Raw genomic sequence first — 14,484 nt, forward strand, 5'->3', positions numbered from 1 at the left:
ATGACGACCGCCTTGTTCAACGATGGATTCCCCTCGGCCCACCGCACCACCCGCCAACGCATTGAAAGCAGCATCGACCTGCGGCGGTTGTTTTTCGCCATAGACGCCGACCCGGCGTTGATCGGCGCGGGGGTGGTGTATATCGATGGGGATTTCAACGTGGTGGTACTGCGTGAATTCCAGGCGATTTGCAGTGTGCGGCCGATCAAGGTAGTGCTGCGGGAAGCGCCGAGGTATGTGGGGCCGGTGGAGTTCAAGCGGATGTTGGAGCATGAGCCTCGGGAGTCCAGGTTGGCAGTGGAAGCTATAAATACGGCAATAGCGTGCACCGGAGTAGTGTTGAGTTGGATGGTCATTGCGAGTGGGGCTGCGCTGATGCCTTTTACAGCTGGGGCTAGCTCGATAATTTCGTTCATCGGTAAAGCTGCTGCCGTTGCAAGTACAGTCCAATGCATCGGTGGCGCTCTACGTACAGCATCAGAGTTAGCCTTTCCAGAAGTTAATGACTACTTGGATAACGAGACGTGGTATGAGGCCGCAACAGCAGTGTTGGACGGCATTGCTTTGATGGGTGTTGCCAGCTCGGCACTTGTCACCGTGAAAGTCGTTACAACGACCACAAAAGTAACCGGAAAAACAGCTAGTCAAGTACTTAGAGGCCTGACACGGCAAGAACGGACAAAATTGAACAATGAGCTGCTTAAAATCCGGGATCCAAGACTAACGACCAAGTTGCTCAAGCTGGAAAAAGCCTCCGGCAATGTGGCCAAACGTATCAGCGATATTCAAATGCAGCGTGCTACTGCCGCACACAAAATGGATATAGCTGCAGCCTTGCTCGGCTTTACCAGCAGTACAGTCTCTGGAAACGTAAGAACTCTGGCGTTGGGCATCTACGAGGAAGTTAACCAGTGAGCCAACAACGGAAGATAAAAGGCCAATATTACTCATCACTCTTTATTGAGGATCCTTGGCAACTCCTCAAGCGGTTCATGCCCGTGATTGGAGGTGATGCATTGGCAGGATGTTTCTCGATAGCGTTGACAACGATCTTGGCGATGCTTACGTATTTGCCAACTCACCCCGTAGATTTTGTCGCCAAGACATGCTTTTTCGGCGCCTCGGGCTTGGGCGCAGTATTCGCCCTGGCCAAATACGAAGTGCTCTACGGCCGCATCCATTGGGTCTGGATAAACGTCGCGATCTACCTCCTTTGCCTGCTGATATCCCTCCCCGCCATCCTCTGGCGCCCCAACACCTATCTCTATGCACTGGCCCTGCTCTGCCCACTTGTCGGCCTGTTAATTCTCAACAGCAAGCGCTGTCGCGAACTGCGGAAAAAATCCCTTGAACTGCACCATAAACGCCAAGCCATCATCGCGACTATGAAAAAGCAGGGTCGCTGGAAATGGTGGTGATCTTTATACCGGTTGGTCGTGCCTAAAACGCCAAAACACTTCAGTTAGATCATTTATTTTTATGCAACTGCCTGGTAATCCAGGCCATACAAAAGGTCAGCACCATTAGAATAATTTCAGTAATCACCAGCCAGGCAATGGTGAACCAATAGTGCTTTGGCTGCCCTACAAGCGTGTAAGTAATGGAAGGCCCGACGCGGTTATGAGCCACTATCACACCTCGAGTCAGCCCATCAATTATTAGATAACCCTGAAGCCCTGTACTCAAACTCAAGAGAGCCACGGTGCACCAATACCATCTGCTGTCTAAACACTTCATAGGACTTGTCTGGAAATCCAATAATCAGAAATGACTCAGTTGGACTAACTGAAACAGCGCCGTCGACAACAACAGCGCTCCCCCTGAGACTCACTTACTCAAGCTTTGACATTCTGCCGAATATTCCAGCCAAACTTCACCGGCCCACCGTCCTTGGCGCCGTCGGCTTTCTGCGGTTGGTAGCTGACCTCGACGGTGGCGAAATTCAACGCGATGCTGTCGTAGAGGACATCATCCTGACTTTGCGCACCGGTGCCGTAGGACACCACCATCACTTCCTTCAAGGTGATCACCAGGTACTCCACCGGGCTTGAACCGCCAGCCTTGCGCACCACCAGTTTGGCTTCGGGGTAATGCTTGCCGGTGGCGCAGGCCATCATCAGGTTGGGGCTGGATTTATCCAGGGGTTTGGTCAGGTTCAGGTTGGCAAAGTCGGCCTTGCCCGAGCCGCCTCCCGTGCCGGAATGCATCGAGCCCGTTTGCGATAAACCCCAGCCCCAGTTGGTAATGTCGATCTCGTCACAATGGGCCTGGTCCCGTGATTCACCCTTGATATCGCCCAGTTTCAAAAACATATCGACTGCCATGTTGGCTCCTTGTCCTGTTGTGCGTCGGGAGTGACGTGGGGCGCACTGTTCCCGAATCGAGACGGTGCTCACAAGATGGCAAAGCGGGATCGGGAAGTGCCTGCCTTGAAATGGCGAAACGTCCGACATTAATTTGCGCCACTACGTCTTTACCCTCTCGACTCCCCAAAAACCCAGGAGTTAAGGAATGACGACCGCCTTGTTCAACGATGGATTCCCCTCGGCCCACCGCACCACCCGCCAACGCATTGAAAGCAGCATCGACCTGCGTCGACTGTTCTTCGCCATCGACAGCGACCCGGTGCTGATTGGCGCGGGCGTGGTGTATATCGATGAGGACTTCAACGTGGTCACGCTGCGTGAGTTCCAGGCGATTTGCAGTGTGCGGCCGATCAAAGTGGTGCTGCGGGAAGCGCCGAGGTATGTGGGGCCGGTGGAGTTCAAGCGGATGTTGGAGCATGAGCCTCGGGAGTCGGAATGGGTAGCGGAGGCTTTGAGGACGACGGTGACGTGTACCGGGGCGCTGTTGAGTTGGCATGTTATTTACAGCGGAATCGCCTTGATGCCTTTTACGGGTGGCGCAAGTGTTGTTGTCTCATTCATTGGCACCGCAGCAGCAGTAGCGGGGTTGTTCCAGTGCGCCGCCGGAGTCTATCGAACGGTAAACGAAGTTTGGGATCCGCAGATGAATGACTACCTGGACAGTAATGCTTGGTACGAAGGGATGATGGCAGCTCTGGATGCGGTGTCTTTACTTGGTGTCGCCTCTTCTGCCGTAACGACAGTGAAAGTAATCAACCTGTCCAAGCGCGCAACAGGTAAACCACTAAGAGAAGTATTGCGTGGGCTGAGTCGACAGGAACGGGCAAAATTAACGAATGAGCTCCTGAGAATCCAAGACCCGCGCCTGACACCCAAGCTCCTCAAGCTCAAGCAAGCCGCACGTAACGCGCCAAAACGCATTCCAGCAACAAAGATAAAACCAATCATCGCGACCCATCGAAATGATGCCATTGCAGCAGCACTGGGCCTCGCCAGCAGCGGTATGTCCGGAAACACCAAGACGCTGGCCATCGGTATCTACGAAGAGTTCAGCGAATGAAAAACCGCCAGGAGCCCCTTTACCTTATAGATCCTCGCTCTCTTTGGGCGCGTCACAGACTGGCGTTGTTTGGCGGTCTTATAGCCTTGTGCCTTTCGATTGCCACCACCGGCACCCTGATGAATCTCACCTACTTCGCCCACGCATCCGATGAACTGACCAGTAATGCGTTCTTCATCGCAGGCGGGATTGCGTGTGCGGTATTCGGCGTCGCGCAGAGCTTGGTCCTTCACGGTTATCCACGATGGGTGTGGCTTCAGGTGGGTGTGTTCCTCATCTACTTACTGCTCGTAGTGCCGACAATCCTTTACAGCCCCGATCACCTCCTATTTACCCTTGCCTTACTAAGCCCGTTGATCGGGCTTCTATGCCTGAACAGCAAACGCCAACGACAAATGCGCCGAGAGATGTTGGAAATCAGGCATAAACGCAACGGCGTTATCGCCACCCTGAAACAACAGGGCCGCTGGAAATGGTGGTGAGCCTCAGGCCGCCTCGCTCCTTGCCGCCGTATGCCGATTCACCGGCACCGGCAAGCCCAGATGCCCACGCAACGTGCTGTGGCTGTACTCACTGCGAAACAACCCGCGCTCGCGCAACAATGGCAGCACCTGGTCGGTAAACCGCGCAAAGTCATCCGGCGCGCCGACATGGATATTGAAACCATCCACCGCCCCTTCGACAAACCAGCGTTCGATCTCGTCCGCCACGGTCTTGGGGGATCCGACAAAGCTCGAGAACGGCTTGGCAAAACGCAACGCCGCCTGGCGTAGGGTCAACTGCTGGTCACGGGCGACTTGCTTGATGTTTTCGGCATGCCCGCGATAGCCGTTGCTGCCTAGGTCGCCCAGGTCCGGGAACGGCTCATCCAGCGGGTACTGGCTGAAGTCGTGGTAGTTGAACGGTCGCCCCAACTGCACCAGTGCCTTGTTCAAATCCAGCTCGCCATTGCGTTCGCGGTCGATGGCCTGGGCTTGCTCGTCGGTATCGGCAATGATCGGCGAAATGCCCGGCAGGATGGTCACGTGGTCGGGGTTGCGTCCGGCGGCGGCGGTGCGTTGTTTGATGTCGCGGTAGTAGGCCTGGGCGTCCTCGAAATTGCCCACGCCGGCAAAAATGCCCTCGGCATAGTTGGCCGCCAGGCTGCGTCCGGACTCGGAAATACCCGCCTGGAAAATCACCGGCTGGCCCTGGGCTGAGCGTGCGATATTCAACGGCCCGGTCACCGAGAAGAACTCGCCATGGTGGTCCAGGCGATGCTGGCGTTGCGGGTCGAGGAACACGCCGCTGGCCTTGTCGCGCACGAAGGCGTCGTCCTCGTAGGAATCCCATAGCCCCTGCACCACCTCCAGGTGCTCGGCCGCGCGGCGATAACGCTCGGTGTGGTCGATATGCTGCTCACGGCCGAAGTTGCCGGCCGCACCTTCCAGGCCGGTGGTGACCACGTTCCAACCGGCGCGGCCGCCGCTGATCAGGTCCAGGGAGGCAAACTGGCGGGCGACGTTGAAGGGTTCGGTATAGGACGTGGTCAGGGTGGCCACCAGGCCGATCTTCGAGGTGGCGCCGGCCACGGCCGAGAGCAGGGTCAGCGGCTCCAGGCGGTTGAGAAAATGCGGTGCCGAATCCGGGGTGATGTAGGGGCTGTCGACGATGAACACCAGGTCGAACTTTGCCGCTTCCGCCTGCTGCGCCTGGGCGCGATACCAATTGATGTCCACACTGGCGTCGCCGGGGATTTGCGGGTGCAGCCATTCGTTTTGCGCGGTGCCGACGCCGGTGAGGATGGCACCGAACCTGAGTTGCCGGGGTAAGTGGGACATCACGATATTCCTCCGTGGATGGCAGCGACGCTGACCTGTGGAGAAGGACCATAAGGCCCATCGACAGGCTTGTGAAATGCTTTGTGGATCTATGCTAATCATTAAAAATAATGATCAAAACAATAGAAGATATTCCACAAACACATAATAAACCCAGCGCGCGCCTATCAGCAGGCTGACCCGATCGAGGCGCACCGCCCACCAAGCCGTTTGTTAAATCGAGGCGTTAGGCCTAATATCGCAAGTCATACCTTGCATAAAAATGCCAAGGCTTGCACATCCCCCAGCCCGCATATTCGAAGGAGTGGCATGCAGATGAAAGAATCCAAAGAAGTGTACGAACGCATCAGTGAACAGTTCGAGGATTTCACCGCCAGGGCCTCTCAGCGCAAGGTCGAGGTCGACACCTTCCGCAGCATGGTCGGTAATATCGAGGGCCTGCATATCCTGGACCTGGCCTGTGGGCATGGTTTCTTCAGTCGCCAGTTGAAGGACTGGGGGGCAGCCAAGGTGCATGGCGTGGATATTTCCGAAAACATGATTTACCAGGCGCGGCAAGCCAACGACGGTATCGCCTACGAAGTGCGGGATGTGGCGAAGATGGGCCGTATCGGCGCCTACGACATGGTGACGGCGGCCTGGCTGTTCAACTATGCCAGCAGTGTCGACGAACTGAGCAAGATGTTTCAGTCGGCCGCCGACAACCTGAAGCCCGGCGGCCAATTGGTGGCCTACACCGCCAATCCGTCGTTCGAACTGCAAAAAGGCAATTTCACTCGCTATGGGATTGAGGTGTTCGATGAAACCCCGGTCGCCGGCGGGTTTCGCTGCAACGCGCAGTTCATGTCATCGCCCCCCGCACCGTTTACCTACTATCGCTGGGAGCATGGCGTGTACGAAGAAGCCGCACGAGTAGCCGGTTTCAACCAGCTCACCTGGGTCGCCCCGCTGATCAGTGAACACAGCCGCACCTCCATGGGTGCGGGGTACTGGCAACTGTTCGAGCGCAACAGCCTGCAGATCGGTTTGACCTGCCGCAAATAATCGCGCAGTGATCGTTTCCACGCGCGTGGGAACGATCACGCCAGGGCGCCGACCGGCCGCAATCGCACCCGGATGTCCGCCCCCACCAGGCATTGCTCGATGATCGACAACGGTTGCGCCTGCCCCAGATCGGTCAAGCCATCCAGCGCCAGCAACGGCCGTGCATCACTGCCCAGGAACAGCGGGGCGATGTAGACCAGCCACTCATCCACCAGGCCTGCTGCCGCAAAGGCGCCACACAATACCGGGCCGGCCTCGACCTGGACCTCGTTGCACCCCTCCTCAGCCAGGACCGTCATGACCTCTCGCAGGTCAAGCCCGTCGCCGTCCACCCCGACCTGCCGGAAACGCACACCCGCAGGTGGTGGGTGCGCCGGCTGGACGCCGGGCCCATGAAACACCAGGGTCGGTGCCGCGCCATCCAGCACATGGGCCTGGGCATCGCCCTTGAGATGCTGGTCGAGCACCACCCGCAGCGGAACGGAAAACGCCGCGTGCGGGTCGGGCAGGCGCACCGTCAGGCGCGGGTTGTCCGCCAGCAGCGTGCCACTGCCGGTGAGCACCGCGCAGGCCCGGGCGCGCCACACTTGCACATCGTCCCGGGCCTCGGGCGAGGTGATCCATTTGGATTGCCCGTTACCCAGGGCCGTGCGACCGTCCAGGCTCATGGCCAGTTTGATCCGCAACCATGGCCGCTTGCGTTCGGTACGTGAAAAAAACCCCTGGTTCAACTCGCGCGCCTCCGGACACGGCAAGTGTTCGACCAGCACACCCGCCGCCTCAAGCCGCTCAATGCCATGATGCTCATGCTGGGAGCGGTCGACACTGGCAATCACCACCCGCGCCACCCCGGCCCTGATCAACGCGTCGGCACAGGGCGGCGTGCGCCCATGCCCGCCGCACGGTTCCAGGGTGACGTAGGCGGTGGCGCCCCGCGCATCGGCGCCCGCCTCGCGCAGGGCATTGACTTCGGCGTGTGCCTGCCCCGCCCACTCGTGCCAGCCCTGGCCAAGCAGCAAGTCGCCCTTGGCGATCACGCAACCGACCCGGGGGTTGGGTGCCGTGGTAAAGGCCCCCCGGTCAGCCAGTTTCAGGGCGAGCCGCATGAAGTGCATGTCGCGCGCCAGCGCCAGGCTCATGTGCGAACCAGCGCCAACAGGTACACCGCCTCGCCATGCTGGCGCTCGATCACCACCAGGTCCTGCCAGGTGAAACCAAACGCTTCCAGGGTGTCGCGCACGCCCTGTTCGGTGAAGAAATAACCTTGACGCTGGTTATCCATCTCGCGCCAGCCCGGCTCCGGGTTGCTCGCGTCGACGCCGAAGACGTTGAGCCCGATCAACGCGCCAGGGCGCGCGTACTGGCGGATATTGGCCAGGTAACGGCCCCACTCGTCCGGATGCTGGTGATGGAAGCAGCCATTGTCGAGTACACCGTCAAACGCCTCCCCCGCCGGTGGCTGCCAATCCTGCAGGGCACTGCACACCAGGCTGAGACGCTCGCCCCAGCGTTTGCGCAGCAGCGGCCAGCTGGAATTCTCGACGATGTCCAGGCCGGTCACCCGGTGCCCTGCCAGGATGAACTCCGAGGCATCCCGCGCACGGCCGACTCCCACGTCGAGGATATGCTGGTCCGGCGTCGGCCCCAGTGCCTCGAGGAAAACCCGGGCGGCCTTGGCCATGCCAATGTCCCAGGACCACTCATCTTCACCATGGCTGTAGCGGTGGACAAATGAGGTGTCGAGCGCCCGGCGGTACGTCGATACGTCCATGAATTGCGCTTGCTTGCTCATATCAGGCAGTCCTTGGGTCAAGAGGCGCGACGGGTGGCGATCCCGTAGATCTGGCCATCGTAGGAACTGGCCAGGAAATCATCGCTGGCCGTGCTGTGGGTGATGCAGGAGATACCACTGGCGGTGGGACGCTGTACTTGCTGCCAGGAACGGCTGGGCAAGTCGAACAGCGCGATGGTGCCGCTGTAGTTCGCGGTGGCAATCACTTCGCCGTCGGCCGAGGCACAAATGCACTTGATGGAATTGCGGTGCGGCGTGTCATAGACCTCGTCACCGGACTCCAGCCATAGGCGCAATTTCAGGTCGCGACCAATGCTGGCGAAACCGCCGTCGACCCGGCAGCAACCGTTGGAGATACGCGTGTGGGCATTTTCGATATGCCGCGCGCAACTGAAGTCGCTGATAGTGTGCAGGGCGGCGGCGGCCGAGGCGCATACGCTGAACAGGTGATGCTCGTTGGCCGCCACGCCTTTGATCGCGTTGTCGTGCATCGGGATCGACGCCACCAGTTCCAGGCTGTTATCGCCGGCGATGACAAACACCAGGCCTTCGCCGGTGTAGGTTCCGATCAATGCATGCAGTTGGCCATTGCGCTGGAACGTGGTGCCGCAATTGAGCGGCGAGCGATGCTGATACAACAGGCGCCCGCTGAGGGCATCGAACACTTGGCCCATCTGCCCGCCGGTCAGCAGCAGCGGGCCGAACGGCAGCAGGAAGTTGCACAGGCTGCCGACGCCGCTCACGGGCTGGTTATCGCGAAACAGCAGGCCCGCGTCACCGATGCTGTATTGCCCGCCCTCGGTGGTCACCACGGCGTTGATGCTCACCGCCGGCTGAATGCCGTCCACGGTCCACTGATCGTGTTCATAATCCCAGGTGGCGTAGCGCGAGCCGAAGGTGGCGAACACCAAGGCGTCACTGCCGACGAACGCACAGCTGCGCGGCCAGACGATGCTCGGCAAATTGGTGCTGCGCAGGCGCTCCAACTGCGTGCCATCGAAGCGCCAGAGGATCGCCAGGCGGTCATAACTCAAGGTCACCAGCAGCTGTTTTTCATCATTCCAGACAATGCGCTTGATCCCGGCATCGTGGGCAGGAACGGAGCGGATCTCGCCTCCATGGATGATCGAGATACGCCCTTCGTCGTCACCGGCAAACACTACGCCGGCGCGGGTAATGGCGACGGTATCGGTCTCGACGCCACCGATGTCGACTTCATCGCATTGCTCGAAGGTGCTGGTGTCCCACTGGCGCACCGTGCCGTCGTCGCTGCTGGAAATCAGGCGTTTGCCATCCGGCGACCAGACCACGGAAATCACATCGGCCTGATGCCCGCGGCAGGTGCCCTTGAGGTTGCCGTCGAGGTCGAAGAGGCGCAGTTGATGATCGCGCGAGCAGGTCGCGATTGACGCACCGTCCGGCGAGAACACCGCCATTTCCACGTCGTCGTCATGCCCCGACAGCACGGCCTTGAGGCGCATGCTCGGCACTTCCCAGACGCGGGCGGTGTAGTCGCTGCTGGCGCTCACCAGGTACTTGCCATCGGCACTGAACGCGCACTGGTTGGCCAGGTGGTCATGGCTGACGCGGTGGATCGAATGCCCGGTCTGGGCGTTCCACAGAATGACTTGGTTGTCGTAGCCGGCGGTGGCGATGAACTCACCAGCATGGGCGGCGACGCCGCTGATAGGGCCTATGTGTCTCATCGAAAAGTCCTTTTCCTGGAGAATGAAATCAAAGCTTGATGGTGTGGCTCGACTTGCTGACTTTTGATCGCAGGTAGTTGTGGTTGTGCTTGGTCAGGAACACCCCGGTCGGCACTGAGCTGACCACGTCGATCCCGCCATCGCACAACTGCTTGACCTTGTCCGGGTTGTTGGTCAGGAGCCGGCAGCGATGCACATCCAGGGCCCGCAGCATGGCGACCGCCGGGGCGAAACTGCGCGAGTCTTCCGGGTGGTTGAGCTTCACGTTGGCCTCGTAGGTGTCCATGCCGGCGTCTTGCAGCAGGTAGGTTTCGAACTTCGAATACAGGCCGATACCGCGACCTTCCTGGCGCAGGTAGATCAGGTAGCCGCCTTCGGCATCGAGCGCCTTCAGGGCTTCCTGCAGCTGCGGGCCGCAATCGCAGCGCTGGGAACCGAACACATCACCGGTGATGCATTCGGAATGCACGCGCACCAGGGGCACATCGGCATCGGGCTCACCGGCTCTGACGGCAAAGTGTTCATTGTTCTTGTCAAAGCCCTTGAACCCGTAGAAGTGGGCGTTGACCTCACCGCCAAGAATGGAGATGGGAACTTGCGTATGAAGCGTTACTGGAGTGTCCATGGCATAGCCTCTATGGAAGTGTCGCGTTCTGGCCAGAGTGGTTTTCTACCAAACGGAATCCCATGACATAGATGGGTCTTGGATAACGTCCATGTCGGCGCTGATTGCGCGCAAGATCCCTGAAGCGGGTGAAACTGCCGCCACGGGCTACCCGGTGCCTACCAACATCCAGCACCAGGTCATCGTTGATCTCAGGCCCGCCCGGATAGGCCCGATAATCGTCGGCAACGTACTCTTCCACGTTGCCGGCCATGTCCAGCGCGCCAAACATCGAGGCGCCCTCGAGGAACACCCCGACGGGTGTCGACGTGAGCAACCCCAACTCGATGGTGTTGGCGTACTCGACATTGAAGGTTTCGCCCCAGGGAAACTGAGAGCGCTGCGGCCCTGCCGCGGCGTATTCCCACTGTGCTTCGCTGGGCAGCGCGAACGCGCGCCCGGTGCGTCGGCTCAGCCATTGGGCGTAGGCGTCGGCATCCACGTCGCTGACGCTGTAGACCGGGTGGTTGGCCTGGTGCTGGGGAAAGCGGCCAAAGGCCCAGCCGGTCGGCAGGAACGGATAACCGGTATCCAACAGGAAGGCGCGATATTCGCTGTTGGTGACCGGGTAGCGACCGATGCGAAAGCTCGCCAGGTCGACCCGATGGTTGGGGGTTTCTTTCTCGATCCAACTGCGGTCCAGGCCCAGCCCGGCGTAGGCGGTCATGACCGCATCGACGCGCTGCGGCTCCAGGCCGATCTCGACCTGGGCGGCAGGAACGTCGCACATGGCGGGGCTGAACACGTCGATGCGCGGGTCGCCCTTGTAGCCCAGCACTTCACCGGCGGCGATACGCCGCACCAGGGGTTCGGCAACCGACTCGACCACCCGTAGCAGTTGTTCGATGGGCGCACTCATCAGCTGTCCGGTGGCGTCGGCGATTTGCCGGGTCAGTTCATATTCGACGTAAGCCTGCGGGTAGCCCATCAATACCCGATCAGACACGTTCTTTGGCAAAGGGCTCGGCAGCGTCGGCCAATGCCAACCGTATTGATTCGTCATAGGTACACCTTTATTCCGAGCGAACACATCCACGACCGAGCGCGAAACCGCTCGGCGTGTGGGGATCAGTCAGGTATCAGAGTCGGTCGAGCAGCAACCTTCGATTGGTCTCGATCATCTCGATTTCGGTGGAGTACACCTCAACCACCAGGCCATCGGGGTCTTCGAAGTACACGGCCGTGCGGACGTTGTCCGGACCGTGGTGATAACCCGGCGCGGGGCCATTGCCCTTGACCAGGGTGATGTTGTCGTCGGCAGCCACCTTGTCGGCGATGCGTTTGACATCCTCCGGCAGCGCACGAATGCCGATGTGGTAGCCCGGCGGGTAGACAAAGTCGGGATTGTGTTCGATGAAGAAGTCGAAACCATTCAACTCCATCACTACTTTGCGCGGCCCCAGGTTGTAGCAATAGTGGGCGCCGAAGATGTCGCGATAGAACGCCTGGGAGGCTTCCAGGTCGCGGGTGAGGATGTTGATATGGGTCAGTTGCGGGCGCTGGGACTCCAACGCGGCAGCCTCGATGGATACACCTTCCAGGGACCGCCACATTTTGATCGCGGCGGCGAATTTGGAGAAACCGGCCAACCAGTTTTTCACCGTGTCCGGGGATACGCCCGCGTCAGTGATCGCCAGGCCATGGGGGTAAATGAAACAGGCCGTGCGTTGCAGCAATGCCGCGTTAAGCGGATCGCCGGCAGGTTGCCCGGCGCTGCCTTCGGCAAGGCGCACGATGCTGACGGCCTTGTTGTGGTAACCATCGGCCAATGCCGCGAGCCGGGTAGTGAGGGTGTCGAGGCTGTCTGCCGCCGACACCAGCAGGATAAACCCGTCGGCCTGGGGTAACTGCGCGCCCTCAACGGCCGCGCACAGTTCAAAACCGGCGGCTTTCGCGCAGGTGTTCAACGGCTCGAGAAAGCCGTTCAGACGTGCGGCCGTGTCGGAGCTGTACAAGGTAATAAAGCGCAGCATCAGGCAACCCTCCCCTCGGTACGGCGACCGATCAACAGGCTGTAGCGCCCGATAGGTTCCTGCACCACCTCAAAGCCCTGGGCAACCATCTGTTCGGCAATCCAACGGGTGGGATGCAGTTCGCCGTGCACCGTGTTGACCATCATGTGCAGGGAGAAATCCGCCGACAGCGCCGGGTGAATTTCATCGTCTTCCAGGGTCATGCTCAGCACCAGCAACGAACCGCCGTCGTTGACCAACTGGGCAGCCGAGCGGATCAGCGTGCTGGTTTCTTCGCGGGTGAAGTAGTGCAGGCAGTCATTGACCATGATCACGTCGGCGCTTTCACCTTCGTAACGGGCCAGGTCCAGCAGGTTACGTTCCTTGAACGTCAGGCGCCCCGCCAACTGGTACTTCTCGGTGGTGCTTTCGGCGGACTGGCGCGTGGCGGCCAGGTCCCAGATTTCGCCCTGGACCTGAGGGTGCCGCCGAGCGATTTCGGCGATATAGGTGCCGTGTCCACCGGCCAGGTCGATGACCTTGCTGGCGGTATCGAACACCGGCAATTCCTTGAGCACATCGACCATGGGTTGACTGAAGCGCACCATCGCATCGTTGAAGGCATCACGTGCGGCGATGTCGTGCTTGAAGCGGTTCTCCTGCTGGAAATCCATGGACTCGGCGCTGCTCAGGATCTCCCCCAGGCGTGGCCAGTTCTGCCACTGCAAGCGCTGGTGGGCAATGATCGGGCCGATGAACTCGGCGCTGCGGCTGACCAGGAAACGCTCGGCCAGTGGCTGGTTGGTATAGGTGTCGGCGGACTTTTTCAACAGACCCAGGGCAACCAGGCCATTGAGAAAGATCTTCGCCTTGTTGGGCACCCAGCCCAATTGCTGGCTGATTGCGTCGGCGGTAGCCGGGCGGGTGGTTTGATCGAAGAGGTGCTGCGCTACAGCGAAGTGAAGGATGGCGGATTGTCGATACTGGTCGGAGAGTTTCACCAGGTCGACCACGCTGGACAGAGCAGTTACTTCATCAGCGTGCTCATAGATGGTCGTCGGCTTTTGCGCATTCATACAGATTCTCTTCCTTGAATGTTTTTGTCTTCGCTGACGTCGGCAAGCAATCAGTGTTTGAGACGTAGCGTGTTTTCTAACGGTCCGGAGTCGTGTGCAAATGAATGTTCAGGAGCAGCTTCCAAAAAAGCTAGCTACGATCCTAGTCCTAAGTCCTACAAAAGCAAGGTAAACCTTTTATAATTATTTGCTCTTTATAATTACTTATTAATTCCTTTTATTTATTATTTTCCTGAGCAGCAAAAATGACTATGCTCATGTCCAATACCCCTTACGCAATGGATGGCGCCAAAGGTCGACGAACTCCAGTGATGCCCTCACTCCCCATGGTTACACGCGATTTATGACCTCCAAACCTGCCGACGATACCCAGTCATCCACCGCCGAACGCATCCTGTTTTTGCTCAAGACCCGTGGCCCGTTGAAAACCACCGAACTGGCTTCGCTGCTGGAACTCACGTTTGAGGCGACCCGGCAACAAATCCAGAAATTGCAGGCATCGGAGTTGATCGTCGGCGTTTCGGCACCCACTTCCGGGGCCGGCCGGCCGTCGTTGAAGTGGGCGCTGACGGACACCGCACACAACAAATTCCCCGATTCCCACAGCGTGCTGACCCTGCACCTGATCGAATCCATCGAGGGGGTTTTCGGCAGTGACGGCATCGAGAAAATCATCACCAGCATGGAAGCGACCAATCGCCAGGAATACGTCCAGGCGTGTTCGCAAGCCTCGTCCCTGGAAGAAAAAGTCGCCATCCTGGTGCGCATCCGCGAACTCGCCGGCTATATGGCGCACATGGAACCCGCGGGTGAAGGTTGGCTGCTGATCGAAAACCATTGCCCGATCTGCGCTGCCGCGCGCAAATGCCAGGGTTTCTGCCGCTCGGAGCTGCAGATATTTCGTGCAGCCATGGGTGACGACACCCTTGTCGAACGCTGCGAACACCTGATCTCCGGCGACCGACGTTGCGTCTATAACATTCAACCGCGCACCTGACCGCCCC

General features: G+C 59.3%; 15 protein-coding genes. 6 read left to right on the top strand and 9 right to left on the bottom strand.

Annotation, left to right across the window (positions count from 1 at the left end):
• The gene (locus BLW22_RS19045; protein ID WP_065924337.1) at positions 1-915 is read left to right on the top strand and encodes an Ssp4 family T6SS effector; all 915 of its coding nucleotides are present in this window, start codon (positions 1-3) and stop codon (positions 913-915) included.
• A complete protein-coding gene (locus tag BLW22_RS19050; RefSeq protein ID WP_065924338.1) occupies positions 912-1,418 on the top strand; it encodes a hypothetical protein in 507 nt (168 codons plus the stop codon). Before BLW22_RS19045 ends, BLW22_RS19050 begins: the two co-directional genes overlap by 4 nt.
• A 417-nt stretch (positions 1,419-1,835) precedes the next feature.
• Here BLW22_RS19050 and BLW22_RS19055 read toward each other — a convergent pair whose 3' ends face one another.
• Positions 1,836-2,324: an Hcp family type VI secretion system effector gene (locus BLW22_RS19055; RefSeq protein ID WP_074847276.1), complete on the bottom strand. Its 489-nt coding sequence runs from the start codon at positions 2,322-2,324 to the stop codon at positions 1,836-1,838.
• A 187-nt stretch (positions 2,325-2,511) separates the two neighbouring features.
• Between BLW22_RS19055 and BLW22_RS19060 the strand changes: the two genes are divergently transcribed.
• Positions 2,512-3,426 carry an Ssp4 family T6SS effector gene (locus BLW22_RS19060; RefSeq protein ID WP_065927313.1) on the top strand — a complete coding sequence of 305 codons (915 nt, stop codon included), beginning with the start codon at positions 2,512-2,514 and terminating at the stop codon, positions 3,424-3,426.
• Positions 3,423-3,908, top strand: a complete 486-nt coding sequence (locus tag BLW22_RS19065; RefSeq protein WP_137213134.1) for a hypothetical protein — start codon at positions 3,423-3,425, stop codon at positions 3,906-3,908. The genes BLW22_RS19060 and BLW22_RS19065 overlap by 4 nt, the downstream gene beginning before the upstream one ends.
• Before the next feature lie 3 nt (positions 3,909-3,911).
• Here the strand turns inward: BLW22_RS19065 and BLW22_RS19070 are convergent, their stop codons facing one another.
• The gene (locus BLW22_RS19070) at positions 3,912-5,246 is read right to left on the bottom strand and encodes an LLM class flavin-dependent oxidoreductase (protein ID WP_074847277.1); all 1,335 of its coding nucleotides are present in this window, start codon (positions 5,244-5,246) and stop codon (positions 3,912-3,914) included.
• Positions 5,247-5,561: 315 nt separating this feature from the next.
• Here BLW22_RS19070 and BLW22_RS19075 point away from each other — a divergent pair, with 315 nt between their 5' ends.
• Positions 5,562-6,290: a class I SAM-dependent methyltransferase gene (locus BLW22_RS19075; RefSeq protein ID WP_074848203.1), complete on the top strand. Its 729-nt coding sequence runs from the start codon at positions 5,562-5,564 to the stop codon at positions 6,288-6,290.
• A 35-nt stretch (positions 6,291-6,325) separates the two neighbouring features.
• On the opposite strand, the gene ribD is transcribed toward BLW22_RS19075, so the two are convergent.
• The 7 genes from ribD to BLW22_RS19110 form a co-directional block, all read right to left on the bottom strand.
• Positions 6,326-7,429 (bottom strand): bifunctional diaminohydroxyphosphoribosylaminopyrimidine deaminase/5-amino-6-(5-phosphoribosylamino)uracil reductase RibD, encoded by a 1,104-nt coding sequence (gene ribD, locus BLW22_RS19080; RefSeq protein WP_235865598.1) that lies wholly within the window; start codon positions 7,427-7,429, stop codon positions 6,326-6,328.
• On the bottom strand, positions 7,426-8,082 hold the full coding sequence (locus BLW22_RS19085; protein ID WP_074847278.1) for an SAM-dependent methyltransferase: 657 nt from the start codon (positions 8,080-8,082) through the stop codon (positions 7,426-7,428). The genes ribD and BLW22_RS19085 overlap by 4 nt, the downstream gene beginning before the upstream one ends.
• A 17-nt stretch (positions 8,083-8,099) precedes the next feature.
• Positions 8,100-9,788, bottom strand: a complete 1,689-nt coding sequence (locus BLW22_RS19090) for a WD40 repeat domain-containing protein (protein ID WP_065927310.1) — start codon at positions 9,786-9,788, stop codon at positions 8,100-8,102.
• 28 nt (positions 9,789-9,816) lie between these two features.
• Positions 9,817-10,413 carry a GTP cyclohydrolase II RibA gene (gene ribA, locus BLW22_RS19095; RefSeq protein ID WP_074847279.1) on the bottom strand — a complete coding sequence of 199 codons (597 nt, stop codon included), beginning with the start codon at positions 10,411-10,413 and terminating at the stop codon, positions 9,817-9,819.
• Positions 10,414-10,423: 10 nt separating this feature from the next.
• Entirely contained in the window at positions 10,424-11,455 is a 1,032-nt protein-coding gene (locus BLW22_RS19100; RefSeq protein WP_027607437.1) for a formylglycine-generating enzyme family protein, read from the bottom strand.
• 76 nt (positions 11,456-11,531) lie between these two features.
• Positions 11,532-12,425, bottom strand: a complete 894-nt coding sequence (locus tag BLW22_RS19105; protein WP_065927308.1) for a VOC family protein — start codon at positions 12,423-12,425, stop codon at positions 11,532-11,534.
• The gene (locus tag BLW22_RS19110) at positions 12,425-13,480 is read right to left on the bottom strand and encodes a class I SAM-dependent methyltransferase (protein WP_074847280.1); all 1,056 of its coding nucleotides are present in this window, start codon (positions 13,478-13,480) and stop codon (positions 12,425-12,427) included. Before BLW22_RS19110 ends, BLW22_RS19105 begins: the two co-directional genes overlap by 1 nt.
• A 343-nt stretch (positions 13,481-13,823) precedes the next feature.
• Here BLW22_RS19110 and BLW22_RS19115 point away from each other — a divergent pair, with 343 nt between their 5' ends.
• Entirely contained in the window at positions 13,824-14,477 is a 654-nt protein-coding gene (locus BLW22_RS19115; protein WP_065927306.1) for a helix-turn-helix transcriptional regulator, read from the top strand.
• The last annotated feature ends 7 nt before the right edge of the window (positions 14,478-14,484 follow it).

Source organism: Pseudomonas marginalis, from assembly GCF_900105325.1.
Classification (GTDB): Bacteria; Pseudomonadota; Gammaproteobacteria; order Pseudomonadales; family Pseudomonadaceae; genus Aquipseudomonas; species Aquipseudomonas marginalis.